Origin of the sequence: Cylindrospermum sp. FACHB-282, assembly GCF_014697195.1 — a bacterium.
GTDB lineage: Bacteria > Cyanobacteriota > Cyanobacteriia > Cyanobacteriales > Nostocaceae > Cylindrospermum.
Window position 1 is genome coordinate 37,542 of the sequence record NZ_JACJRJ010000034.1, and the last position, 23,078, is coordinate 60,619.

Annotated in this window: 19 protein-coding genes; 13 read left to right on the forward strand and 6 right to left on the reverse strand. The window is 38.8% G+C overall.

The genetic code is table 11. The annotated features are described in order from the left end of the window. Window positions 1-1,355 precede the first annotated feature (1,355 nt). The 4 genes from H6G32_RS17525 to H6G32_RS17540 all read left to right on the forward strand — a co-directional run bounded on the left by H6G32_RS17525 (window position 1,356) and on the right by H6G32_RS17540 (window position 5,351). Window positions 1,356-1,679: a hypothetical protein gene (locus tag H6G32_RS17525; protein ID WP_190460590.1), complete on the forward strand. Its 324-nt coding sequence runs from the start codon at window positions 1,356-1,358 to the stop codon at window positions 1,677-1,679. Between the two features lie 229 nt (window positions 1,680-1,908). After that, a complete protein-coding gene (locus H6G32_RS17530) occupies window positions 1,909-3,105 on the forward strand; it encodes an ABC exporter membrane fusion protein (RefSeq protein ID WP_190460592.1) in 1,197 nt (398 codons plus the stop codon). A 356-nt stretch (window positions 3,106-3,461) separates the two neighbouring features. Beyond that, window positions 3,462-4,634, forward strand: coding sequence for an ABC transporter permease DevC (gene devC, locus H6G32_RS17535; protein ID WP_190460594.1), 1,173 nt, complete (start codon window positions 3,462-3,464; stop codon window positions 4,632-4,634). A 24-nt stretch (window positions 4,635-4,658) separates the two neighbouring features. Next, window positions 4,659-5,351, forward strand: coding sequence for a DevA family ABC transporter ATP-binding protein (locus H6G32_RS17540; protein WP_190460596.1), 693 nt, complete (start codon window positions 4,659-4,661; stop codon window positions 5,349-5,351). Between the two features lie 545 nt (window positions 5,352-5,896). On the opposite strand, the gene H6G32_RS17545 is transcribed toward H6G32_RS17540, so the two are convergent. Beyond that, on the reverse strand, window positions 5,897-6,670 hold the full coding sequence (locus H6G32_RS17545; protein ID WP_190460599.1) for a glucosamine-6-phosphate deaminase: 774 nt from the start codon (window positions 6,668-6,670) through the stop codon (window positions 5,897-5,899). A gap of 110 nt (window positions 6,671-6,780) precedes the next feature. Here H6G32_RS17545 and H6G32_RS17550 point away from each other — a divergent pair, with 110 nt between their 5' ends. Then, on the forward strand, window positions 6,781-7,467 hold the full coding sequence (locus H6G32_RS17550) for an HAD family hydrolase (protein ID WP_190460601.1): 687 nt from the start codon (window positions 6,781-6,783) through the stop codon (window positions 7,465-7,467). 92 nt (window positions 7,468-7,559) lie between these two features. Here the strand turns inward: H6G32_RS17550 and H6G32_RS17555 are convergent, their stop codons facing one another. Continuing rightward, a complete protein-coding gene (locus H6G32_RS17555) occupies window positions 7,560-8,192 on the reverse strand; it encodes a PEP-CTERM sorting domain-containing protein (protein ID WP_190460603.1) in 633 nt (210 codons plus the stop codon). Between the two features lie 271 nt (window positions 8,193-8,463). Then, the gene (locus tag H6G32_RS17560; protein ID WP_190460605.1) at window positions 8,464-9,633 is read right to left on the reverse strand and encodes a hypothetical protein; all 1,170 of its coding nucleotides are present in this window, start codon (window positions 9,631-9,633) and stop codon (window positions 8,464-8,466) included. 229 nt (window positions 9,634-9,862) lie between these two features. On the opposite strand from H6G32_RS17560, the gene H6G32_RS17565 reads away from it, so the two are divergent. Beyond that, the gene (locus tag H6G32_RS17565) at window positions 9,863-10,120 is read left to right on the forward strand and encodes a hypothetical protein (RefSeq protein ID WP_242046634.1); all 258 of its coding nucleotides are present in this window, start codon (window positions 9,863-9,865) and stop codon (window positions 10,118-10,120) included. On the opposite strand, the gene H6G32_RS17570 is transcribed toward H6G32_RS17565, so the two are convergent. From H6G32_RS17570 to H6G32_RS17580, 3 genes are all read right to left on the reverse strand, one after another. Further along, a complete protein-coding gene (locus tag H6G32_RS17570; protein ID WP_190460641.1) occupies window positions 10,097-11,116 on the reverse strand; it encodes a tRNA-dihydrouridine synthase family protein in 1,020 nt (339 codons plus the stop codon). The genes H6G32_RS17565 and H6G32_RS17570 overlap by 24 nt on opposite strands. Window positions 11,117-11,421: 305 nt before the next feature. After that, the gene (locus H6G32_RS17575) at window positions 11,422-12,873 is read right to left on the reverse strand and encodes an NAD(P)/FAD-dependent oxidoreductase (RefSeq protein ID WP_190460607.1); all 1,452 of its coding nucleotides are present in this window, start codon (window positions 12,871-12,873) and stop codon (window positions 11,422-11,424) included. A 174-nt stretch (window positions 12,874-13,047) separates the two neighbouring features. Further along, a complete protein-coding gene (locus H6G32_RS17580; RefSeq protein WP_190460609.1) occupies window positions 13,048-14,118 on the reverse strand; it encodes a glycosyltransferase in 1,071 nt (356 codons plus the stop codon). 712 nt (window positions 14,119-14,830) lie between these two features. Between H6G32_RS17580 and H6G32_RS17585 the strand changes: the two genes are divergently transcribed. Genes H6G32_RS17585 through H6G32_RS17610 form a run of 7 tightly spaced genes read left to right on the forward strand, consistent with a single transcriptional unit; the run spans window position 14,831 to window position 22,867 of the window. Further along, window positions 14,831-16,003, forward strand: a complete 1,173-nt coding sequence (locus tag H6G32_RS17585) for a glycosyltransferase family 2 protein (RefSeq protein ID WP_190460611.1) — start codon at window positions 14,831-14,833, stop codon at window positions 16,001-16,003. A 24-nt stretch (window positions 16,004-16,027) separates the two neighbouring features. Then, a complete protein-coding gene (locus H6G32_RS17590) occupies window positions 16,028-17,821 on the forward strand; it encodes an ABC transporter ATP-binding protein (protein ID WP_190460613.1) in 1,794 nt (597 codons plus the stop codon). A 15-nt stretch (window positions 17,822-17,836) separates the two neighbouring features. Next, on the forward strand, window positions 17,837-18,781 hold the full coding sequence (locus H6G32_RS17595; protein WP_190460616.1) for a glycosyltransferase family 2 protein: 945 nt from the start codon (window positions 17,837-17,839) through the stop codon (window positions 18,779-18,781). Window positions 18,782-18,823: 42 nt separating this feature from the next. Continuing rightward, window positions 18,824-20,128, forward strand: coding sequence for a glycosyltransferase family 4 protein (locus tag H6G32_RS17600; RefSeq protein WP_190460618.1), 1,305 nt, complete (start codon window positions 18,824-18,826; stop codon window positions 20,126-20,128). Further along, on the forward strand, window positions 20,118-21,056 hold the full coding sequence (locus tag H6G32_RS26470; RefSeq protein WP_199328147.1) for a glycosyltransferase family 2 protein: 939 nt from the start codon (window positions 20,118-20,120) through the stop codon (window positions 21,054-21,056). Before H6G32_RS17600 ends, H6G32_RS26470 begins: the two co-directional genes overlap by 11 nt. A gap of 33 nt (window positions 21,057-21,089) precedes the next feature. Further along, window positions 21,090-21,839, forward strand: a complete 750-nt coding sequence (locus tag H6G32_RS26475) for a class I SAM-dependent methyltransferase (RefSeq protein ID WP_199328148.1) — start codon at window positions 21,090-21,092, stop codon at window positions 21,837-21,839. Between the two features lie 2 nt (window positions 21,840-21,841). Then, entirely contained in the window at window positions 21,842-22,867 is a 1,026-nt protein-coding gene (locus tag H6G32_RS17610) for a polysaccharide deacetylase family protein (RefSeq protein ID WP_190460620.1), read from the forward strand. Window positions 22,868-23,078 lie beyond the last annotated feature (211 nt).

Consider the following 23,078-nt stretch of genomic DNA (forward strand, 5'->3'; position numbering starts at 1 on the left):
ATGCTCGTGCAAATTGAAAACGTGGAAATATTTATTTCCTCTCCACTCAAAATGTGAAACGTTGTTATTTATAAAACAGTCTTTCAGAATTCCAGTAAATTGAAATTCCCAGATTACAGACAGCAAATAGGTAGGTCTTTCTGCGGTTTTTAGTAAATGCTTTTATGAATAAACCTGATCGGATTTTGCGTTATTCAATTAAATTGCCACTTGCGTTGATATTAGATCAACTGCTTCTCGACGGCAACTGATATGCAACATCTATGAAACACCGTCGGCTCTGATTATATAAAAGATTGATTAACTAACTAATTAATCTATAAATATCCGCATAATGAGTATCTCATTTACCGAAAGATATTTAGCAAAATTGCATATAAATTGCATAGTTTTTGAACGAAGTAAAAAAACATACGAAAACAGACATCTTCCAGTCACAAAAACTATTACCTCCATTTAGTACCAGAGCAACCGCATCTCAAGGATAAAGATCCTTTCTTTGTAACGGTTTCACGATGTCATAACCAAAATTAATTTATGAATGAAACCTTTACCTAGTAAGCTTTTTAAAATAACATGCCTTTGTCCTGGGTTCATTAACCAATTTCCCAAACATGAAACTAAAAATTTTTTCTATATTCTCAAAGAGACTTTAGCCATAATGAAATAATCTGATATTCCTCAGTTTTAGTATTTATTAACACCAATAAAATATTACACTTAAATCACAGACTATGACAAATCCAGTTAATCAGACTTATCAAACCAAATCTGACATCTTACTAAGATAAATAACAGTGCGAATAACTGTATTGGAGTATTCATCATCACACTCTATTTTTGCATCTATCCAAAAGTTGATTTTTTCAAAAACTATCCCTTATATAAATCAATTATCCAATTGTATATAAAAAAACTCTCTCAAAGAAATTTCCTGGCAGTGTAATTTTAGTAACAAATTGCTATGCCCAACGGATGAAGAAAAGCAATTATCACTGAAGAAATTGCTAATTTCCAGCTTATTAGTAACATCTATAAAGGAACTAAATTCAAAAAAAAATGCCAAGCATCACAAACTGCAACATTTATGTCGTAACCCCGCTGATTATTCGCCAGTCAATCTGTTGCATATAGGTTGCAATTGAGTTTTAATCAGTCTATTGTGTGTGATTGAATAGCGTAGCTCTATACTGTTCATTTAGCGACGCGGCAGAGTAATTAGATAAATTCATCTGTTATCTCATCACTCTATCCACTATTAACTGTACAGTATGGGCACATTAAAGTGATTAAACCGTATTGCGTGTAGCTTTCTGCATGATTGAACGTACACGAAACTATAAGGGCTTGCTGGCATGAGACTATCTGAGCTAGATCCACTCATCCCGCTAACTGAGTTAAGAGAAGAACTTCTCAAATTACCCAAAGGCTACTCTTTTTATGAAGAAGAACTTATAGAGTTCTTATCACGGCGAAGATGGCCTGAGAGTAATCGTCGCATTGACCGGACGACTTTCTGGCGGTGGCGAAATGATAACGGAATTGAGCATCAAAAAGTGTTCAGCCGCTTAGACATCCTCAAACTCTGCCAAATTTGCGACCATTACCGAGTAGATGGCACTCGTAGCGAATACTTAGCGATCGTGAAAAAGAAAAAAGAGGTAGTGCTAAACAAGTAAAAACGTCTCGTTTTCGATGCATCAAATGCCAAATGGCTCTACTGACAGGTGATGCTGCTAACGGATTGGTAGCTAATGAGTGCGCCATCATACCATCCTCTCAGCTTTACCTTTGCCGAACGATGACAAGTATTCTTCCTAAATACTGCCTGCATACCAGTTAAATGCACAAGTTGCGTAGACGCGGAGTCACTTGTCGTCAGATATCGCTAACTTAGAAGACATGATTATGGTATATAAAGAAAAGCAGTCATTCACAAAACCTGTCAGTTGGTGGTCAATAACTTTGGCAATTTCTACGGCTGTAGCAACTGGTGCGCTATCACTCTACAGCCTTTCACGACTTCGTTTAACTTCTAGCGAACAACCTGAAGTTATCCCAAGTAGTTCTCCTACCATGACTGCTATTGCAGCATTAGGACGTTTAGAACCGCAAGGAGAAGTCCTTCGTCTGTCTGCTCCCGATTCTCAAGGAGGGGGTGTTCGAGTTGCCAAACTCCTAATCAACAAAGGTGACAGGGTACAACGGGGACAAGTGGTGGCGATTCTTGATAGTTACAATTCCCGTCTTGCAGCTTTAGAAAAAGCTCATAGACAAGTCCAAGTCGCCCAAGCCAGTCTCTACAAGGTAGAAGCAGGAGCAAAAGACGGTGACATCTATGCACAAGAAGCAACAATTGCTAATCTAGAAGCAGAGTTACGTGGACAAATTTATGCACAAGAGGCGACAATTGCTCGCATAAATGCAGAATGGCGTAATGCCGAAACTGAGAATCAGAGATATCAGAAGTTATACCGTGATGGTGCGATTTCTGCTTCCGATGCAGATGCTAAACGTTTGCGCGTGGATACTGTTCAACAGCAGATGAATGAAGCTAAAGCTTCCCTCAACCGCACTGTCGAAACTCTACAAAAGCAGTTAAACGAGGCTAAAGCCAGGCTTGTGAGTATAGCTGAAGTCCGCCCTACTGATGTGCAAGCAGCACAAGCCGATGTCGAGAGTGCAAAAGCTTCAGTTAAACAGGCTGAGGCTGAACTAGATTTAAGTTCTGTGCGCTCTCCGATAAATGGCCAAGTCCTGAAAATTAATGCTTGGCCCGGAGAAATGATTGGTAGCCAGGGAATAGCTGAACTAGGTCGCACACAACAGATGTTTGTAGTAGCAGAAGTCTATGAAACTGATATTAAAAAAGTGCGTTTAGGTCAGGTGGCTAAAATTACTGGCGATGCTTTTGCTGGGGAAATACGAGGAACAGTTGCAGATATTGGTTTGCGAGTTAGCAAACAAAATATATTCACTAATAATCCAGGAGCAGATACTGATAATAAAATTATCAATGTCAAAATTCGCATTGATAACTCAGCAGATAACCAACGTATCTCAGGGCTGACTGACTTACAGGTACAGGTACTCATTCAGATATGAATTATCTGGGTAATAAATATCAGAAAAAAATCAATAAATATCAATAGTTTGGCAAAAAGCCAGAATTAAAGTTTCCTTGATTGCATAAAAAAGTCAGAATTAGCTAATTGACGCTACACTAACAGCATTTTGAAAATAGCTCTAAATAGATAGGACTTACGCATTAACAAAAAATGGTAAATGTGGTCATTGCTTTTATCCATTGAAAGTTTTATAAATTGTGCGTTAGGGAACGCACACTACGGTTAAGATGTGTCAGGGGAAGCATCAAACAAGCCTGAAAAGAGGGTAATTTGTAAAGGAAAGTAAGTCCTAATAGATTCGATTTACATTCGATTCACAACAAAAATTTTAAAATGTTTAGCAATATACCTCTAGGTTGGCTACAACTAGCCAGACAAAAAATTCGCTTTTTTGTCGCTTTGGCTGGGATTGCTTTTGTTGCTGTGTTGATGTTTCTGCAAATTGGCTTCCAAGACGCCCTCTATTCCAGTGCTACACAATTGCATAGAAATCTCCAAGGAGATTTATTTTTAATCAGTGCCCAATATCAATCTTTAACATCTAATCAAAGCTTTTCCCGCAGTCGTTTATATCAGACATTAGGTTTTGATCAGGTAGAGTCAATCAGCCCTGTATATGTACAGTTTGCTAAACTAAAAAATCCAATTAATGGGCGAAAATATCCTATATATATAATTGGATTTGACCCAGTTAAATCGATTTTTAAAATGCCAGAAGTTGAGCAAAAACTAAAGTTGCTACAAAATCCTGATAAAGTTTTATTTGACAGCGCTTCTCGACCAGAGTTTGGCCCAATTGCCCAATATTTTAAGCAAAATAAGCCTGTGAATATGGAAATATTTACCTATAGTGGCTTAATTGGTTACAGAGTTAAAGTTGGTGGCTTATTTAGTCTTGGCCCTTCCTTTGGAGTTGATGGCAATTTAATTGTTAGTTCTTCAACTTTCCTGCGGATATTCCAAGACCGTGAGCCAAAAAGAATAGATATAGGTTTAATTAACCTCAAACCTAATGCCAACCCCCAAAAAGTTTTAGCAACTTTGTTAGCCAAATTACCCAAAGATGTAACTGTTTTTACACGTGATCAGTTTATTGATTTTGAAAAAAGCTATTGGACTCTCAGGACACCTATTGGCTTTGTGTTTAACTTGATGGTAGCTATGGGATTTGTGGTTGGTGTAATTGTTGTTTATCAAATTCTTTATAGTAATATTTCTTCTCACTTAGCTGAATATGCAACTCTAAAAGCAATGGGGTTTAAAAATAAATACCTTTTGGGTATAGTTTTTCAACAGGCTTTAATCTTGGCAGCTTTAGGTTATATTCCAGGTTTTGCTATATCTCTGGGACTGTATGACATTGCAAAAAATGCTACTAACTTACCAGTTAGTATGGATCTACACAAGGCAATTCTCGTATTATTTTTTGCCATATCAATGTGTTTAATTTCTGGATTTTTATCAACAAATAAACTGCGAAATGTAGATCCGGCAGAAATTTTTTAGTCTTAGATAATGCAACTAAATAAAATGAATCTATCAAATTTAATTGTAAATATAACAAATCTCAATCAATATTTTGGTAAAACAGCATTGCGTACCCAAATTTTGTTTGACATTAATTTGGCAATTAAATCTGGAGAAATTATGATTATGACTGGCCCTTCAGGTTCAGGAAAAACTACTTTACTAACTTTAATTGGTGGTTTACGTTCTGTCCAAGAAGGAAGTCTTAAGTTTCTAGGGCAAGAGCTTTGTGGAGCTAGTAATGAGAAATTAGTGAAAGTACGTCGCCAGATAGGTTATATCTTTCAAGCTCATAACTTGCTAGACTTCTTAACAGCCAGACAAAATGTTCAAATGTCGCTGGAACTACACAAAGATATTCCTGAACGGGAAGCTCGTATCCAATCAGAAGCTATACTCCATGCTGTTAAATTGGGTAATCGAGTTAATTACTACCCATCTGATCTTTCAGGAGGGCAAAAACAACGGGTAGCTATTGCCCGTGCTTTAGTCAGCCATCCCAAATTGATCTTAGCTGATGAACCTACCGCAGCCTTAGATAGTAAGTCAGGCCGAGATGTTGTTAATCTGATGCAACAACTAACTAAAGAGCAGAATTGCGCGATCTTAATAGTCACTCATGACAACCGGATTTTAGATATTGCCGATCGCATAATTCACATGGAAGATGGTCGGTTAATCAAAGAAGTTTCATGACGCAGCAAACAAAGATAGATTCATCGCCTGTACAATATGTTTATATCTTAGGTTACAACTTGAGTGAATCTAAAAATATTCCTTAAGTCTAGATTCATCCATGCTTTAGGTATGAAGTTATAATTTTGCCAGTAATAGAGAATGAAGTGTCATTTAACTCTTTATTTTATTATTGGTCTAAATTTTAATTTTTATGATCAGAGATTTGATTTTTTGCCTCCAAGAAGTAATCGTATACTTTGTACTTAAAAAATCTTGGATGCCCAAACAACCTTCTGAATGTTTTGTGAATCCTCCCTGTGGATGTGCCAATCCAGGCAAAACCCTCCAATGTGAAGATTGCCCTCATCTTGAAGCTTGTTTGTCTAATTTCAAGCTTCAAGAGCCTATAGTTAAGTAATTCAAAATTCTTGCATTGAGCCTGCCGCAAGCTGCTAAGGAAGCGCAGATTCTCTGCAAGAGGCACAAAATTCAAAATTTTCAAATCTACCTGTAGGGGCTGGTGTCGATGTTGATAAAAATGGCAATGCCCCTGTCTCAAAAAGTTAAGCCAGCAGGCTAGCAGAATTAACATCTAAAAATAAAGTAGCCTGGGGTTGTTGACGCAGAATAGAAGCGGGATAGTCGGTAGTAATATCTCCATACAATATCTTCTTTACCACCTTAGCTTTACGTGTTTCTGGTACTAGGCAGATAATTTTTTTGGCGGAACAAATCATGGGGATAGTTACAGTAAAAGCATATTGCGGGACAGCTTCTAGATTAGAAAAATGACCTGTGTTTACTTGTTGCTGACGGTTCACAGTATCCAGTTTTACTAGTTTAATGCTGTGTATATCTTGAAAATTGGCCACTGCTGGATCGTTAAAAGCCAAATGTCCATTTTCGCCAATACCGAGACAGCACAAGTCAATTGGTTGAGCTTGTAGCAGTTTGGTGTAGCGATCGCATTCGGCGATAGGTTGCAAGGCATCACCCTCTATATAGTGAAATTCTTTAGGAGCCACCCGCTGATCAACACGCTCCCGCAGATAGCGCCGGAAACTGGCAGCATGGTCAGCACTAATACCCAAATATTCATCTAGATGGAATAAGGTAATCCGCGACCAGTCTACACCACCCAAGGCAATCAAAGCATCGAGAAATTTGAGTTGAGAATTCCCTGTGGCTAATAATACAGCGACTGTATCCTGTTCCTGGAGGAGATTCTGTAAATACTTGTGTGCAATTTCGGCAACATCCTGAGCCATTTCCACTTCGGAGTTGTAAATCTGCACCATTAATTCATCGACACGAAAAAACTTTGTAGCCGCTAACATTTGCTTACACAGAAAGATCAACTACCCAAAATTTACCTTCGGGGCATCTCAAAACAAGAAAACAGTGTAAATTAAGTTAATAATTATTAATATAATCACACCAAAAAACCATGCTGGCTGCAATTCTCTTTGACCTAGACGGCACTATTGTCAACACAGACCCGATACACTACCAAGCTTGGCGGCAAATGCTGTTAAATTCCGGCATGGAAATTGACGAAACCTTCTACAAATCTCGAATTAGTGGGCGACTAAACCCAGAGATTATCAAAGACATTCTACCGCAACTATCACCAGCAGCGGGGCAAAAGTTCGCAGACGAAAAAGAAGCGCTTTTCCGCCAACTTGCCCCACATCTGCAATCTTTGAGCGGATTTGCTGAACTACTGGCATGGACAGAGACACATCAGCTAAAACGCGCTTTAGTGACCAATGCCCCTAGATTAAATGCAGAATTCATGCTAGAAGTTTTGGGAATAAAAGCAGCTTTCCACGCAGTTGTTTTAGCCGAGGATTGTATAGCGGGTAAACCAGATCCCGCACCCTACCAAGTTGCTTTGAGCCAGTTGGGAATTACAGCAGAAAATGCGATCGCCCTAGAAGATTCTCCCTCTGGAATTCTATCTGCTGTCAGCGCTGGTATCCGCACCATTGGCATTGCCTCCACCCATAATCCCCAATTTTTGCAGGAAATCGGCGCATTTATGGCAATTCCAGATTTCACTGATTTGCAGATGTGGACATTGCTCAACTCACTCAGGGAGCCAGATTTGAGTGCAATTACTAGCAACCCGTAATAGATAATGGGTAATAGACAAAACCCATTACCCATCTATTCTTTAGACTCTTTCAAATTCCCAGAAATCAGACCTACTGGATTCAAATTTGATTAGGCTGATGCTTGTTCTTTGTTCGCCTGATTGCCATGCTTCCGCTTCAACAAGCCGCCAAAACCAAAAGCCGCAACCGTGCCAAGAATACTTAGAGGTTCGGGAACATCTTTAGCAGTAGCAACGTATATGTCGAGATGGGAAAGACCAGGGCCTGGTTGACCATTCCCCTTGGCGATACCAAAAGTATTCCAAGTACCGCTTGTGATGTTGCTGGCAGCGTTAAAAAAGTAGGCGCTATAGTCGGGGCCGCCCTTGACTGCGATCGCAAAGGGAGAGTTAATACTTTTTCCAGCACCCAGACTCCATGTTCCACTCGTATTGTAGTTATTAGGTTGGAAGCCCAGAGATGCAGTGGCCAAAGTCCATGTATATTTTGTAAAATCCAATGCCGAGCCGCTCTGTGGTAGCAACGCTAGGTTGTCAGAATTGAGTCTATATTCTAAATTATCGGTTCCAGCACCCCGGTTGTTACCAATAATTATGCCAGAGCAAGAACTGTAGGCATTACCACCTGCTGTGACACTACCGCTACTACATCCAACAACAGCGGCTGCTGCTGGAATAGCGGTTACAGCAAGAGCAACACCTGTGGCTGCAACAAAGGCAGGAAAAAATAATGTTAATTTCATATCAATCAAATCGCCTACAAAAAATTATCTATGTAGATAAAGTACACATTTTTCTCTGCCAATAAACGGAATACCCGCCAACTTTATACACTCTTTAATGGATATAACGCGTTATAACACTGACATACAGGGTTAAAATGTTTGGTATACAAGGGCTAAATGCAAAAGCAGGGCATCTACCATGTTTTAGTTAAAACTTTATGTAAATTCCCTGCGTTACTGGTCTTTAAAATGTATAAGACTAGCTAAGAAAGCCGAAAAGGCCCTATTTCTATGTCTTTGTCTTGGCAACACCATCTTTTGGTGTGTTGTCTAGGAGATTAATAGATTGAAAATACCAAAATACTACAATTAATGGGAGAACGTATTTCTCCCAAGGGTAAGCCTTAAGCATGATTCCACAGTTCATTAAAATCACCCAGAAAGCTAGATTAATACGTGAAAAGCGTACACAAGCTAATAGAGCCAAACAGTAAAATACTACAAATTTTAAAAAATCACTTGGTAATAACTCTGTTGCGTTTTTGAGAATTCCATGAGACTCAAAGCTGTGAAACGATATAATAAATAACAGCAGTATCCCCAGAGCTAGACAACAATTTTTAGGAATAAATATCTGGCGCTGATTAATTTTTCTAGAAAGTAAAACCCATTCAGGAACTACAAAATTTAATCCAACCCAGGCTAGGAAGTAAAGGCTACCATTAATTGAAAAAGCCCAGACTAATTGTTGAATTTCCGGAGTAACTTCTGTCCCTAACCCAGATTGTGGAGCTAGTCCACCAAAGAGCCAAATCCATCCAAAAATAGATGATGAAGCAACTATAGGAGCTAACAATTGAATGCGGAGTTTGAATCCTGTTTTCCAAGAACAACTCAACTCATAAGCTGCTATAGCTAAGGGGAACGCCAGCATATATTGGCGTGAGGCAATTGCCAAAATAAAGGCTAGGCAGCTCAAAATATGTTGAGAACGGATGTAAAACCAGAAGCCAAATACTACGAAAAATATGGCAATAATATCTGTATACAAAACTATACTATGGAAAAGATAATATGGTGATAGTAAGATGCCAGATGCTGCTATAAAACCAGATTGGCTTTTGCTAATGCCAGAAAATCCAACCAAGCAGATAATTACGAATGAGAGAAGCAAATTTAGCAAACGCCCAACAAATAATCCACCATGAAATAGATGTTCAAGAGTGCCAAAAATTATAAAAGGCAGTGGTGTATTTAATTCAGGATAATTTCGCAATAGACCTAAATCAGGAATCAGACTTTTGCTAAACAGCAGGCTGGTTCCCCAGAAATGCTTCTCATCCCAAACTGGCGCAAATTGGAGTTTATTGGAAAAAAAGAATATTCCTAGATATAAGGCAACTAGACCAAAAAAAAATAGTTGTCTTAATTGTAATTTTGATATGTTGTTAAACATCATCTATCCTGAAACTATAGGGTAGCGCTATATGAAAAAAAGCGGCCATAAGCCAAGATTGCTTGTTTTATCAAAGATGTGTTTTGGATCGAGACCATAACGCAGCTTTGAACATATTAAACAAAGTACTAAAACAAACTAGTTTGGACTTAAGGTGATTTCTGAGAAAGATTTTACCAATAAAGCTAAAATCAATTAATTTGGCAAAATTCTTAAGGAGACAAGGAGCGCGATGTTCCCATACCAACAGAACTTTACCAATACCTTCTGGCTAATCGGCAACACGCCAAAGACAAAACTGAGTCGCTTTTCACAAGCCAAAAAACGGGTGAACCCATCGGCAACACGCTACATCCGCCGCATCATCAAATCCATTGCCGAAGTAGCACTTTTTAGCCGCATCACCTCCCCACACTGGTTGCGGCACAGCCACGCCACCCATGCTGTAATACCCCATTATGGACAGTTACACGCTCAAGGAGGGTGCTAGAGCTAAAGTTTTCGTTCCTTCAGCAAGGAGAAAGCGATCGCAGAGGGTAAACAGTTCTACCTCGGTAGATGTGTGTCGCATCAGCCGCAGAAAATGACCTTCAGCGTCAACACTCAAAGCAATGTAGTTGAGGAACATTTTCAGGTAGCCTACACGCGCTCGCACTGGTATAGTTGGCGCTGTGGGGGTTTGCCATAAACGATCAATATAGTTGCGTACCTCTACTAAAGGAACGGGTGTGATCTGCTCTCCTCGCAAAGCCTGGCGAATTTGATTAAAAAGCCAAGGATTCCCAATCGCCCAACGTCCCACCATCACACCCGCCGCGCCCGTTTGAGAAAGCACTTCAACAGCAGTTGTCGCCGAGTTGATATTACCATTAGCCAGTACTGGACAATGGACTCGTTTGACCGCTTCCGCAATCAAATCATATTTCACTGCCCCGTGGTACATATCTTTCACCGTGCGACCATGTAAACTCAGTAAATCAATGCTGTGGCTATTGATTATATCTAGTATGGAGTAAAAGTTATCTGTATTTTCAAAGCCTACGCGCATCTTGACAGTCAAAGGGCGATCGTTCACAGCAGAACGCAGTTCTCCCAAAATCCGCTCTACTTTTTCCGGTTCTCGCAGCAATCCACCCCCAACATTTTTGCGATAGATTCGAGGTGCTGGACAGCCCATGTTCAAGTCTACTCCAGCAATATTATAGCCGCAGAGTTCCTTTGCTGTTCTTACTAAGTCAGGAATGCTTTCGCCAATCATTTGAGCAAAAACCGGGCGACCTGTGTCGTTTTCGGTGATTGCTGCCAGAATGCTACGATTTAGCCGTGAGGTATGATTGACGCGGAAATACTCGGTGAAGAAGTAGTCAGGACTGCCGTAGTGGGCAATGATCTTCATAAACCAGAGGTTTGTCACATCCTGCATGGGCGCAAGAGCGGTGAGCGGTAGGTCTTTCTGAAGCGATTGGGGGAGCGATACCTGGGACATAGAGATGAAGAGCATTCAACAAAGCATCACTCTATCAAAAAAATGTTACTGAGCTTGATCAACAACAGATTGTACAAGAAGCGATGCAATTCTCATGACGCATTGGGATCTAAAGCATGGCGATTTTGGACAGGATGAGAAAGCCGCGACTTCCAGTCGCCCGGTGAGTAATAAATTAGACTTTTCAAACAACCTCTTAACACCAAGGGTATTGAGTGTAATATTTTAAGTAATTTCAGGTTTCAGTCATGGCGAGAAATTGAAGAAACCTGAAGTTTTCGTCTGATTTCTTTACATTTATCTTCTTAGGATTTGGTTTCTAGTACTTGCAGAGCCTTTTGATTTTTTAAATCGTCTTTTGTGAACTCTTCATAATAAGAACGTTCAGTATTTACTTCCCACAGGTCATTGTTTTCACCTAGTAAGTTCCTAACGGCAAGCATTCCCGTCAACATAGAGTGGTCTTGATTGTTATAACGGTGCATTCCGTTACGACCAATTGTTTGCAGGTTATCAAAATTTTCCAAATACTTTTGAATAACTTGCAAATGCTGACGATAATCCCGGTCGTATACGGGATAAGCTTTCGCTTGACGCAGGACAACACCATCTTCGACTTTATTTGCTTCAGCAAGTCCCAAACGTGCTATTTCAGTTGTTGCTAAATCTAGCAACTCACTATCAGACATTGTCCAAATCTCATCACCATAGCTACAGAAGTATTCCATACCTAAACAGGTTTTGTTGGCATCGGGAACCATTTCCGGACTCCAATTTTTAAAGTTTTGGATGCGACCTACTTTAACTTCTGAACTATGAACATAAATCCAGTTATCGGGAAACAAATCTTTCGCGTCAATAATCAGCGAGACAATGATAAAGTTGCGATAATTGAGTGATTTGGCTGCTTGGATTACTTCGTCTGGAGCCGGTGGATCGAGCCGATCTATCAGTGTAGTTACAGGCATGGTGGAGATGAAATTTTCTCCAGCAATTTGGAAAGTCTCGCCGTCTTTTTGAGCAATGATTTTATTGATATGATTGCCTTCTCTTTCAATACGAATAACTCCAGTATTGAGACAGACTTGACCACCTTTGCTGTCTACCGCTTCTTGAAATTTCTCCCACATCATTCCTGGGCCCAAAGCTGGATAATCAAACTCTTTAATCAAGGTTTTAGTATCGTTGCTACCAAATAGGGCATTTAAGATGGCTGTCTTTAAAGACAATCCTTTGATGCGTTGTGCTGCCCATTCTGCTTGAATTTTGTTGCAGGGGATACCCCAGACTTTTTCGGTGTAGGTTTTGAAGAAGATTTTGTAGAGACGACTGCCGAAACGATTAGTTACCCACTGGTCTAAAGTATCTTCTTGAGGACAAGGCCATAACTGTGCCTTGAAGTAGCTCAATAAAATTAATAAACTTTCGATGATGCCGATATTTGATAGGGTGTTAAAAATTGATAGGGGATAGTTGAAGAATCGATTCCGATAATAGATGCGTGACATCCGGGGAACTTTGAGAAAGTCTTCTCCAAGGACTTCTTGCCAGAGTTTTTGAACTTCTTCTACTTTGGTATAAAAGCGATGACCACCAATATCGAAGCGATAGCCTTTATATATTTCTGTGCGAGCAATACCACCAACTTTATCGGCTTTTTCCAAAACTATAGGCTTAATTCCTTGCTTTACAAGTTGATAGGCAGATGTCAAACCGGCTGGGCCCGCCCCAATGATAACTACAGGATGTTTTTCCAATGATTTAGCTCCAAATTACTTGATAAATGCGTGCCCAATTTAGCAATTCATTGAGATTGAATTACCTAATAGACAACGCATTAAGCTGTGGTCTATGATTTTCTGGTTAGTGAATAGCTATTGATAGTCCCCTATCGCTTCATGATGGGGATTTTTGAGGAGTCAAAAATTGAACTAGGAAAAATTTTGAAATAGCCGGAAAGAATATCTGGGTTTATTGAGTATTTGGTGCCGAACTAACCCAATAGCAAATGCTAGTCCGCTGTAAAGGTAGTAAAGCCAATGCCAGAAAATAGTTAGGAGTGTAAATGAAAAACCTCGCTTTTCCCAAAAGAATTGGTAAACAGAGGCGTTGAGTATTAGAAGTGCAAGACTGAAAGTAAAGGTGAGTATTAGAGAACTTGTCCACCAACAAGCTGCTATCACGCTACCCAAAAGTGCGTAGAGTAATACTACGCTAATTCGGTTTGTTAAATTTAGATTTAAGTCGTTGATTATTTGGCGATCGCGCAATATTAAGGCAGTCCATGGAAGAGCACGGTAGAAAATCTCCGCTTTAAGTAGAGAAATCACTTTCCAGCACTTAAGATGCTTAACCTGTATGTGCTTACATAGCTTAATTTGATAACCATGATGCTTGAGCCGATAGCCTAATTCAATGTCTTCTACGGAGGGATGGCGATAACTTTCGTCAAACCCGCCGATTTCTAGGAATACATCGCGGCGGATTGCTCCACATGCACCCCAAAAGGTTGATGCTTGTTCAGATGCTGTTTGGTGAGTGTAATGGTGGAATAAATTTTTGTACTGGGACAAAAAATTGTCTGCTCCTGGTGCATCATCGTAGCAGCCAATGAGAGCTGCTATCTCTGGCTCTTGCTGAAAGGCGATCGCAACTTTATCTATCGTCTCTGGATAAATCTCCACATCGGCATCTACAAAAAATAGCACTTCACCTCGTGCTACTTTGGCTCCTAAGTTCCGAGCTTTGGCAGGGCCTACCGATTTAGGATTTCTAATTACCTTCACACCAAAGTTTTTGGCTAGGAGCCATGAACCATCTGTGTCACCATCAGCAACAACAATCACTTCCAAGGCAGAAGATGCAGCTTTAGCCATACTCGTCAGACAGCGATGAAAATTTTCACCTCCGTTGTACACAGGTATAATTACTGAAACTTTTGGTAAATTATGTACTGTAATTTCCGAAACACTTGGTAGATTTTGTACGGTAGATGATGCCATCGTATATAGCAGTAATAAATCTTTTGTTATTTTGTATGTCGTTAATATAGCGCTTAAACATTGATCATTTAAACTCATTCCTCCGTATCTTTACGGAATCTTCTTGGAGGAATTTATTTTGCCAAAGAAAATAAAGTTGTGATGAACTTTTTCTACAGCCAGAGAAATTACAGCCTTAATATTTGATAATTTTATCAGTAGAGTTGTAAAATCTACATAACCTCATAAATAAGTTTAAATAAATCTACCAAAAAGTGGATGCGGTAATTAAAAAACATAGCTTTACGCTACTATTAGCAGAATTTCCCAGAGCTAGGAATACCTGAAAAACCATGTCAGTCTTAATAGAGTTCAAGTATGCTCCGTATCAATTGTTCTCTCTACTTACAAGAGCCTTGAATGTTTAGCTACCTGTCTGTAAGCAATTACTAAACTTGAGTATCTACGTGATTACTTTGTATTACCTGTGGTAAACCCTTATAGTACTTAGGAAAGTCTGATATAAGTATCTAAATATGGGAAAAAACCGGGAGTTATGCGATCGCTAGATCGATGATGGTAACAAAATAGCTACTATACCCATCATTTAACCTAAAAAGCCTTGTAGGGCAAGCATTTTCATCAACTGTATGCCCGAATTAATTAAAAGCAGACGAAAAAAATACAGCTAATTAACTATGCAAATTATTAAAACTGCTTCAAGAATAGATATATGATTACTCAACAGCCTGACGCTCATATCCCTTTAGTATCGGTAATCGTTCCTGCATATAACGCCGAAAAATTTATAGCTAAAACACTATATTCAATCATTGAACAAACATATAAAAATATCGAAATTTTAGTCGTAGATGATGGTTCTCAAGATAAAACGGCTGAAATCGTTAGAAGTATCGCCCAAAAATATCAGCAAATCATCTTGCTACAACAATCTAATTCTGGAGTAGCATCTGCACGTAATTTAGCAATAGAAAACTCACGGGGAGAATTCATTGCCCCAATTGATGCTGATGATATTTGGTATCCACAAAAAATTGAAAAGCAAGTGCAATGTATGTTGCAAGCAGGTTCAGAAGTCGGCTTAGTATATTCTTGGTCGATGGATATCGAAGAAAATGAAATGCCAACTGGATACTTTCGAGCCTCTAGGATAGAAGGTGACGTTTATACAACATTGCTGCTTCATTATTTTATTGGTAATGCCAGTTCTATCATGATTCGTCGGACGTGCTTCGAGCAAGTTGGTGGATATGATAGTGGATTGAAGAAGCAAGATGCTCAGGGAAGTGAAGATTGGGATATTTGCTTACGGATTGCCGAATACTACCAATTTAGAGTAGTTCCAGAAATTTTAGTCGGCTATCGTCAACTTCCTAATAGTATGTCCAAGGACTATAGCCAGATGGCAAAATCCCATGATTTAATGTGGCAATCGATTCGAGGTAAATATCCTAATATGCCTACATATATAGAACGATTATCTGCCAGTAGTTTCTATATGTACTTAGCTAATCAAAGTAATCAAGGTAATAATCCTAGAATTAGTTTGAACTGGCTATATAAAGCTTTAAAAGCCGATATCATAACGCCTTGTTTTCGTTTAAGCTTATATAAATTATTATTAACTAGCATCTTCAAACTGCTTACCCAAAGAACTACAGGTTCGGTTGTACCTATCTATCAACCACAAACACAAATCCAACCAATTGCTGACATAAATTATCAAAAAAATCAACCAGAAAATTTTAGCGATTTATATAATTTCTTAAATTCGGAACAGCAAAAGCTGAACAAAACAATGAAAGTGCAAGTTGAAATAATTTTACACCAACTAGCACCGAAAATATTTGGCACACCAAGACAATGGAAAAAACAGTCATTTTAAAGGTATGAATACCTCTAAACCATCATGAAAGAATTACAAGCAATTAAGGCATTAATGCCCCTGATAAAATTTTATCCTTGGGCAATTCCCGTAATTGTTCTATTAGGAACTTTGTCTCCTTTCGCTGAAGGGTTGGGTATCAGTCTATTTATTCCTCTATTACAAAGCTTAGATAAAACATCAGCACAAACTAGCGTTTACAATAATTTATTTTTAAATTATCTCAATCAACTATTTTTGTTTATTCATCCCAGCCAACGCTTTTTAATAATTCCCTTTTTCATTTTCTTAGCTTTCCTGCTCAAAAGTGGTCTATCTTATGGTTATCAGGCTTTATCTCATTGGCTATATGTGAATGTTTATCACCATTTGCGAGTGGGGATTTTTCAGCAACTTTTAAATGTTAGCCAGAGTTTTATCGATTCCCATCAATCAGGGAGATTGATTAATACCTTAGAAATGGAAACTAGCCTTGCTTGTGATGCACTAACTTATTTTACTTATATTATTATTCATGGATGTACAATTACAGTTTTTATTCTCCTTTTACTACTCCTATCATGGCAGATAACAATATTTGTTGCAGTTTCTCTAGTTTGTATTTCCATAATTATCCGAAAATTAACATATCAAATTTCTGCCCTTGGTGAACAGAAAACTAATGCTAATAGTGACCTCTACAATCGGATAGTGGAAGGAATAATAGGAATTAAAGTTATCCGTTCCTTTGGACAAGAATCATACGAAAAAGCCCGGTTTGATGATTTATCGAAAAATGTCCGCAATGTAAGTGTAAAGTTTGAGCTTTTGTCTAGTGCAGTTGAACCGATTTCTGAAGTTTTTTCTGTAGCTATACTAGTAGCTATTTTAATCATTGCCTTTCAAAATCAAGCTACAGTACCAGTTTTGCTAACTTTTATTTTGATGTTGTCTCGATTACAGCCTTATATAAAAGAATTTGATAAAAATCGAGCGAAGTTAGTTGGTTTACTCAGCCCGGTAAATAATGTTGTATCTTTCTTAGATACTTCTAACAAGCCTTATATATATTCTGGAAAAGCGCCTTTTAAGAAACTAGAATTGGCAATTAGTTTTGAAGATGTTATATTTTGTTATGAAAGCCAAACTAGTCCAGCAGTCGAGGGAATTTCTATCTGTATCCCTAAAGGTAAAACTACGGCATTTGTAGGACCTTCAGGCTCTGGTAAGTCAACTTTAATCAACCTGCTATTACGCTTTTATGAAGTTACACAAGGAGAAATTTATCTAGACGGTTCTCCTTTAAGAAATTTCAATTTGTCCTCTTGGCGTAGTCAAATTGCACTGGTGAGTCAAGATGTGCATATGTTCAGTACAACCATTAAAGAAAATATTGCTTATAGTCGGTTGGATGCTTCGGATGAGGAAGTTATTGCTGCTGCAAAACAGGCTTATGCTCATGAATTTATTTGTAATCTTCCCCAAGGCTATGATACTCATATTGGTGATAGAGGAGTAAGGCTTTCAGGAGGACAACGCCAGCGAATTTCTATTGCTAGAGCGATTTTACGTAATCCCCAAATTTTGATTTTAGATGAAGCAACAAATGCCCTTGATAGTGAATCAGAACGATTAATCCAAGAAGCTGTTAATATTCTGAGTCAAAATCGGACTGTGATTGTGATCGCTCATCGTCTATCTACAATTGAAAAATCTGACCAGATTATTGTACTTGATCACGGCAGAGTTGTTGAGCAAGGAAAATTCTCTGATTTACTTAAGCTAAAGGGAATGTTTTCTAAACTCTATCAACTGCAACATAGTGGTACTTTATTATAAAAAGGTTATATATTTATGGACACTCAACCTTTAGTATCGGGAATTATTATCTTCTTAAATGAAGAAAAGTTTATTCAGGAAGCTATCGAGAGCGTATTTGCTCAAACTTATAAAAATTGGGAACTGTTATTAGTTGATGATGGTTCTGTTGACAGTAGCACAGATATTGCTCGTCGCTTTGCTGAAGAATACCCTGATAAAGTTCGTTATCTAGAGCATGAAAATCACCAAAATCGGGGAATGAGTGCTTCTCGCAATTTGGGTATTCAAAAAGCAGAAGGTGAGTATATTGCTTTTTTAGATGGTGATGATATTTGGCTACCAAAAAAATTGGAACAGCAAGTCAATATTTTGAACTCAGAATCTAGTGCAGCGATGGTTTATGGACGTACAGAGATTTGGTATAGCTGGGCGAAAAATTCTGATGATAGCCAAGAAGATCATTTTTATGATCTTGGTGTTCAGCCAAATACCTTGGTTCCATCACCTCAACTTCTTCTCTTATTATTAAAAAACAAATGCCAAACGCCTACAACTTGTAATGTTTTAGTGCGGCGAAAAGTATTTGTAGAAGTTGGTCAATTTGAAGAAGTTTTTCGGGGAATGTATGAAGACCAAGTATTTTTTACAAAAGTGCTGCTGAAATTTCCGGTTTTTGTAGCTAATGATTGTTGGGCTAGATATCGACAGCATCCAGCAACCTGTAGTGCTAATGAAGCAGCCACAAAAGCTTATATGGCTTCCAGATTGAAATTTTTGCTTTGGGTAGAAAGTTATTTCTCTGCACAAGGAATCGAACATCAGGAAATTTGGGAAACTCTGAAAAAAGAAATTTGGGACTGTCAAAACCCAACTTTATCTAATCTAACCAACAGTATTAAATATTTCATCTGGCGGATGAAAGAAAAAGTTTTACATACAATAAGTTGTAAAATTCCTGTTTCTATTTCTCGTCAATAATCAAAAGTAATTAAATTAAAAACAATTAAGTGTGAGTTACAGATGAAAATCGCTTTTATTAGTTATGAATATCCTCCTGATACGGCTGATGGCGGTATTGCAACTTATGTATATCAGTCAGCTAAAATGCTGAGTAAACTTGGTCATCAGGTAGAAGTATTTGCAGGTAGTCGTGAGCGTTCTGGGAGTGAAGCTGAAGCTGGAGTTATCACCCACCGAGTTAAGTCTTTGGAACAACAAGATTTTGCAGAACTTGTGGGACGGCTGTTTGCTAAACGCCATGGGGATATAGGTTTTGATGTGTTGGAAGGGCCTGACTATGCTGCTGATGCGAGGGAGGCTGTAAGATTAGTTCCAGAAATCCCGTTTGTTCTTAAATTGCATACTCCCTCGATTTTGCTATTAAAGTTGAATTATGATGAATCTTATGCCTCGATGTTGAGAAAAAGTTATTGGTATGTTGCTTCATTATTCAGGAGAATTCGTCCGGCTTGGGGATATTCTCCCATGGGTGCAGCCCATCGTTTATATACATTAAAGGTCAATGAAATAGAGCGATCGCATGCTGTAAGCGCTGATGAAATTGCTTCCCCTTCTCGTTCTCTGGGAAAACTGCTAGTTGATGAGTGGGGTTTGGATGCTGCTAAGGTGAGTCATGTTCCTTATCCTTATATTCCTTGTGAGGAGTTGCTGAAGATTCCTGTTGATACTCAAACCAATACTGTAACTTTTATTGGTAGATTGGAAATTCGTAAAGGTGTGATTGACTTAGCACAAGCAATTCCCCAAATTTTACAGCAGTTTCCTAATGTGCGATTTCGGTTTGTGGGTGCAGCAGAACCTTCTCCAGATCCACGCTTAGATATGCGCCAATATTTAGAAAAGATGCTGCGTTCTTACAGCCAATCGATTGAGTTTACTGGTGTTGTAGCTCCAAAAAATCTACCTGATATTTTAGCCAATACTGATATTTGTGTTTTTCCTAGTTTGTGGGAAAATTTCCCCTGTGTTTGTTTAGAAGCAATGGCCGCTGGTAGGGGAATTGTCGGTACAAATGCCGGAGGGATGGCGGATATGCTCAATACAGAAAAAGTTGGCCGACTCATCCCCCCTCATAACCCCGAAAAAATTTCCCAGTCAGTGATTGAGTTATTGGCTAACCCAAACTTAAGAATGCAACTAGGACAAGCAGCACGCGATCGCTTACTTACAGAATACAGTGCCGAGAGTGTGAGCGCTTTACAAGAAACAAGTTATCTGCGAGCAATTAAACAGAGACAATCTCAAGGAGCGCGTTTTCGGCAGCATCAAGAAACCATACACAAAACTACAACTTATGCAGAATAAACCGCTGGTTTCTGTAATTACGCCGTTTTTCAACGCGCAAATGTTTTTTGTGGAAGCAATTGAAAGCGTAATTTTCCAAACTTATGAGCATTGGGAATTATTTTTAGTAGATGATGGTTCCACTGATGAGAGTACAATTATTGCTCAAAAATATGCGGCTCAATACCCTGATAAAATCCACTATTTAGAACATCCAGAACATCAAAATCGGGGAAAAAGTACTTCCCGCAACTTGGGTATTAATCGTGCGAAAGGCAAATATATTGCTCTGTTGGATGCGGATGATGTTTTTTTACCCCAAAAGCTAGAAAAACAAGTGGCAATTCTCGAATCTCAACCAGAAACAGCAATGGTTTATGGGCCTACCCTTTATTGGTATGGCTGGACGGGAAAACCGGAAGATATTCGCCGTGACTTTCTCTCCAAGCTAGGGGTAGAACCGAATACTGTATTTTCACCACCTACGTTACTCAATCTTTTTTTACAAGACGGGGGAATTCTCCCTTGCACTTGTGGCCTTTTGGCTCGTCGCCAAATTGTGGAAAATACTGGTGGTTTTGATGAAGCTATTCAGCATATGTATGAGGATCAGGTTTTTTTGGCGAAGATTGCTCTGGAGTCACCAGTATTTGTTGAGGGTGGGTGTTGGGATAAATATCGACAGCACCGAGATTCTAGTTCTTATGTAGCAATGCGTACGGGAGAATATCATCCTTATAAACTCAATTCAGCCCGTCAGATTTTCTTAAATTGGCTAGCAAAATACATTGCAGACCGGGGAGTGAAAAATCTTGAACTGGATAAGTCATTACAAAAGGCTTTATGGCCTTATCGCCATCCTAAGTTATACAATCTTATCAGCCAAATTCGCTATTTTATCAAAAAGCTGAATGGGCAATTAGAGTGTGAGATCCAACAAAGTTTATAAATAAATTTAGCTAAAATTTAAGGGGGTTTTCTGATGACGAAAGAGCAAGCAAATTCAAGTCCTGTAAATTACTGGTTAAATAATAAGTGGCGTTGGTTGAGAACCCAATGGCAGAGTTTTCGCCATCCTGTAGGGAGTGTTGATTTCGGTAATTTACGCCGTGTTACACCGATTAGCCGCGAGTTTGGTTATGACAGGGGGTTACCAATTGACCGTTATTATGTGGATAAGTTTCTCACAACTTATGCTGATGATATTCGGGGTCGGGTGCTGGAAATTGGGGATGATTCCTATACTCGACAGTTCGGAGGCGATCGCGTCACAACTAGAGATGTGTTACACGTCAAAGGGAATAATCCCATTGCTACTTATGTAGGTGATTTGACTAATGCTGATCACATTCCCTCGGATACCTTTGACTGTTTTATTCTCACTCAGACCCTGCATCTAGTCTACGATTACCGCTTGGCGTTGCAAACTATCTATCGCATTCTCAAACCGGGTGGAGTTTTACTGGCGACTTTTCCGGGTATTAGTCACATTTGTAACGATGAATGGGCTGAGTATTGGTGCTGGAGTTTCACTAGTTTATCTTCCAAACAACTGTTTGCAGAGTTCTTCCCGAAGGAAAATGTGCAAATTCAAACTCACGGTAATGTGTTAGCGGCGATCGCCTTTTTGCAAGGTTTGTCTGTGCAAGAGTTGAGTCCTAAAGAACTAGATTTTGGCGATCGCCAGTATGAAGTTTTAATCACCGTTAGAGCTATGAAACCGGAAGATTAGTTATGAGAGGCACAATCAGCAAATTATGGCAAGTCACTCGGCAGTTTCCCAAAAGATTTTTTTCTCAAGGATTAATATTAATGTATCACCGCATAGCAGAGCAGGATATTGATCCTTGGTCTTTATGCGTAACTCCCGAAAATTTCTCTGAGCAATTGGCAATTTTACAGCAATATACTCAACCTATGAGTCTTCAAGAACTTGCTCAAGCACAACAAGCTGGTAAAATTCCTTCACGGGCTGTAGCGATTACTTTTGATGATGGCTATGCCAACAACTTGCACAATGCTAAACCTATCTTAGAAAGTTATCACATTCCCGCAACTGTCTTTGTCACTACTGGTTATATAGGCAGAAATCGGGAATATTGGTGGGATGAACTAGAGCAAATCTTACTCAAGCCAGGAAAGTTGCCAGAAAAGCTTTGTCTGAATATTAACGGCAGTTCTCAGGAGTGGAAATTAGGGAAAGCTGTTAATTATAGCCAAGAGGAACATCAGCATGATTATGCTTGTCCACCTTGGGAAGCTAAACCGGGTTCCCGACTGTTTTTTTATTACTCAGTTTGGCAGCAATTACAGTCTTTATTTGCCGAACAACAACAGCAAATTCTTGATAGAATCATTACTTGGGCAAATGCGGATGCGATTGCACGTCCCACTCATCGTCCCATGAATCTAGAAGAAGTTCGCGCTTTAGAAAAGGGAAATTTGATAGAAGTAGGAGCGCATACAATCACCCATCCCTTCTTGCATACCCATACAGCAGCTTTTCAACAGCAAGAAATTGAGCAAAGTAAACAAAGTTTAGAAGAGTCGTTAGGACATTCAGTGAATAGTTTTGCTTACCCCTTCGGTGCTTATAATCAAGATACTGTTTCCTTGGTAAAAAAAGCTAATTTTAACTGTGCTTGCTCAACAGTTGAGGAAACAGCCTGGAAGTATAATAATAGGTTTTTATTACCTCGCTTTGAAGTTAAAAACTGGGATAAAAATCAATTTAAGAAAATCCTAGATAATTGGCTATAACCTTGACTAGTTAATTACAAAAACTTGTAATCTGAATTTAATCAAAAAACTCGCAAATGCATCGCTTTGCAAAAGTTAGACAAAACATTTCAAGCAGGCAAATAATATGTTATCTCTTAAAAGGCAGTAAAACAACAAAATCTTGTTACAAAAATTGCTAACATAAATTTATTCTGTTAGCTAATTGTTAATAAAAAACTCTGAGAGGATT

Coding starts and splice junctions, on each gene's coding strand:
- H6G32_RS17610 (WP_190460620.1), top strand. CDS start 21,842: ATGAGAGGCACAATCAGCAAATTATGGCAAGTCACTCGGCAGTTTCCC.
- H6G32_RS17545 (WP_190460599.1), bottom strand. CDS start 6,670: ATGTTAGCGGCTACAAAGTTTTTTCGTGTCGATGAATTAATGGTGCAG.
- devC (WP_190460594.1), top strand. CDS start 3,462: ATGTTTAGCAATATACCTCTAGGTTGGCTACAACTAGCCAGACAAAAA.
- H6G32_RS17555 (WP_190460603.1), bottom strand. CDS start 8,192: ATGAAATTAACATTATTTTTTCCTGCCTTTGTTGCAGCCACAGGTGTT.
- H6G32_RS26470 (WP_199328147.1), top strand. CDS start 20,118: ATGCAGAATAAACCGCTGGTTTCTGTAATTACGCCGTTTTTCAACGCG.
- H6G32_RS17585 (WP_190460611.1), top strand. CDS start 14,831: ATGATTACTCAACAGCCTGACGCTCATATCCCTTTAGTATCGGTAATC.
- H6G32_RS17550 (WP_190460601.1), top strand. CDS start 6,781: ATGCTGGCTGCAATTCTCTTTGACCTAGACGGCACTATTGTCAACACA.
- H6G32_RS17590 (WP_190460613.1), top strand. CDS start 16,028: ATGAAAGAATTACAAGCAATTAAGGCATTAATGCCCCTGATAAAATTT.
- H6G32_RS26475 (WP_199328148.1), top strand. CDS start 21,090: ATGACGAAAGAGCAAGCAAATTCAAGTCCTGTAAATTACTGGTTAAAT.
- H6G32_RS17530 (WP_190460592.1), top strand. CDS start 1,909: ATGGTATATAAAGAAAAGCAGTCATTCACAAAACCTGTCAGTTGGTGG.
- H6G32_RS17595 (WP_190460616.1), top strand. CDS start 17,837: ATGGACACTCAACCTTTAGTATCGGGAATTATTATCTTCTTAAATGAA.
- H6G32_RS17540 (WP_190460596.1), top strand. CDS start 4,659: ATGAATCTATCAAATTTAATTGTAAATATAACAAATCTCAATCAATAT.
- H6G32_RS17560 (WP_190460605.1), bottom strand. CDS start 9,633: ATGATGTTTAACAACATATCAAAATTACAATTAAGACAACTATTTTTT.
- H6G32_RS17580 (WP_190460609.1), bottom strand. CDS start 14,118: ATGGCATCATCTACCGTACAAAATCTACCAAGTGTTTCGGAAATTACA.
- H6G32_RS17565 (WP_242046634.1), top strand. CDS start 9,863: ATGTTCCCATACCAACAGAACTTTACCAATACCTTCTGGCTAATCGGC.
- H6G32_RS17525 (WP_190460590.1), top strand. CDS start 1,356: ATGAGACTATCTGAGCTAGATCCACTCATCCCGCTAACTGAGTTAAGA.
- H6G32_RS17600 (WP_190460618.1), top strand. CDS start 18,824: ATGAAAATCGCTTTTATTAGTTATGAATATCCTCCTGATACGGCTGAT.
- H6G32_RS17570 (WP_190460641.1), bottom strand. CDS start 11,116: ATGTCCCAGGTATCGCTCCCCCAATCGCTTCAGAAAGACCTACCGCTC.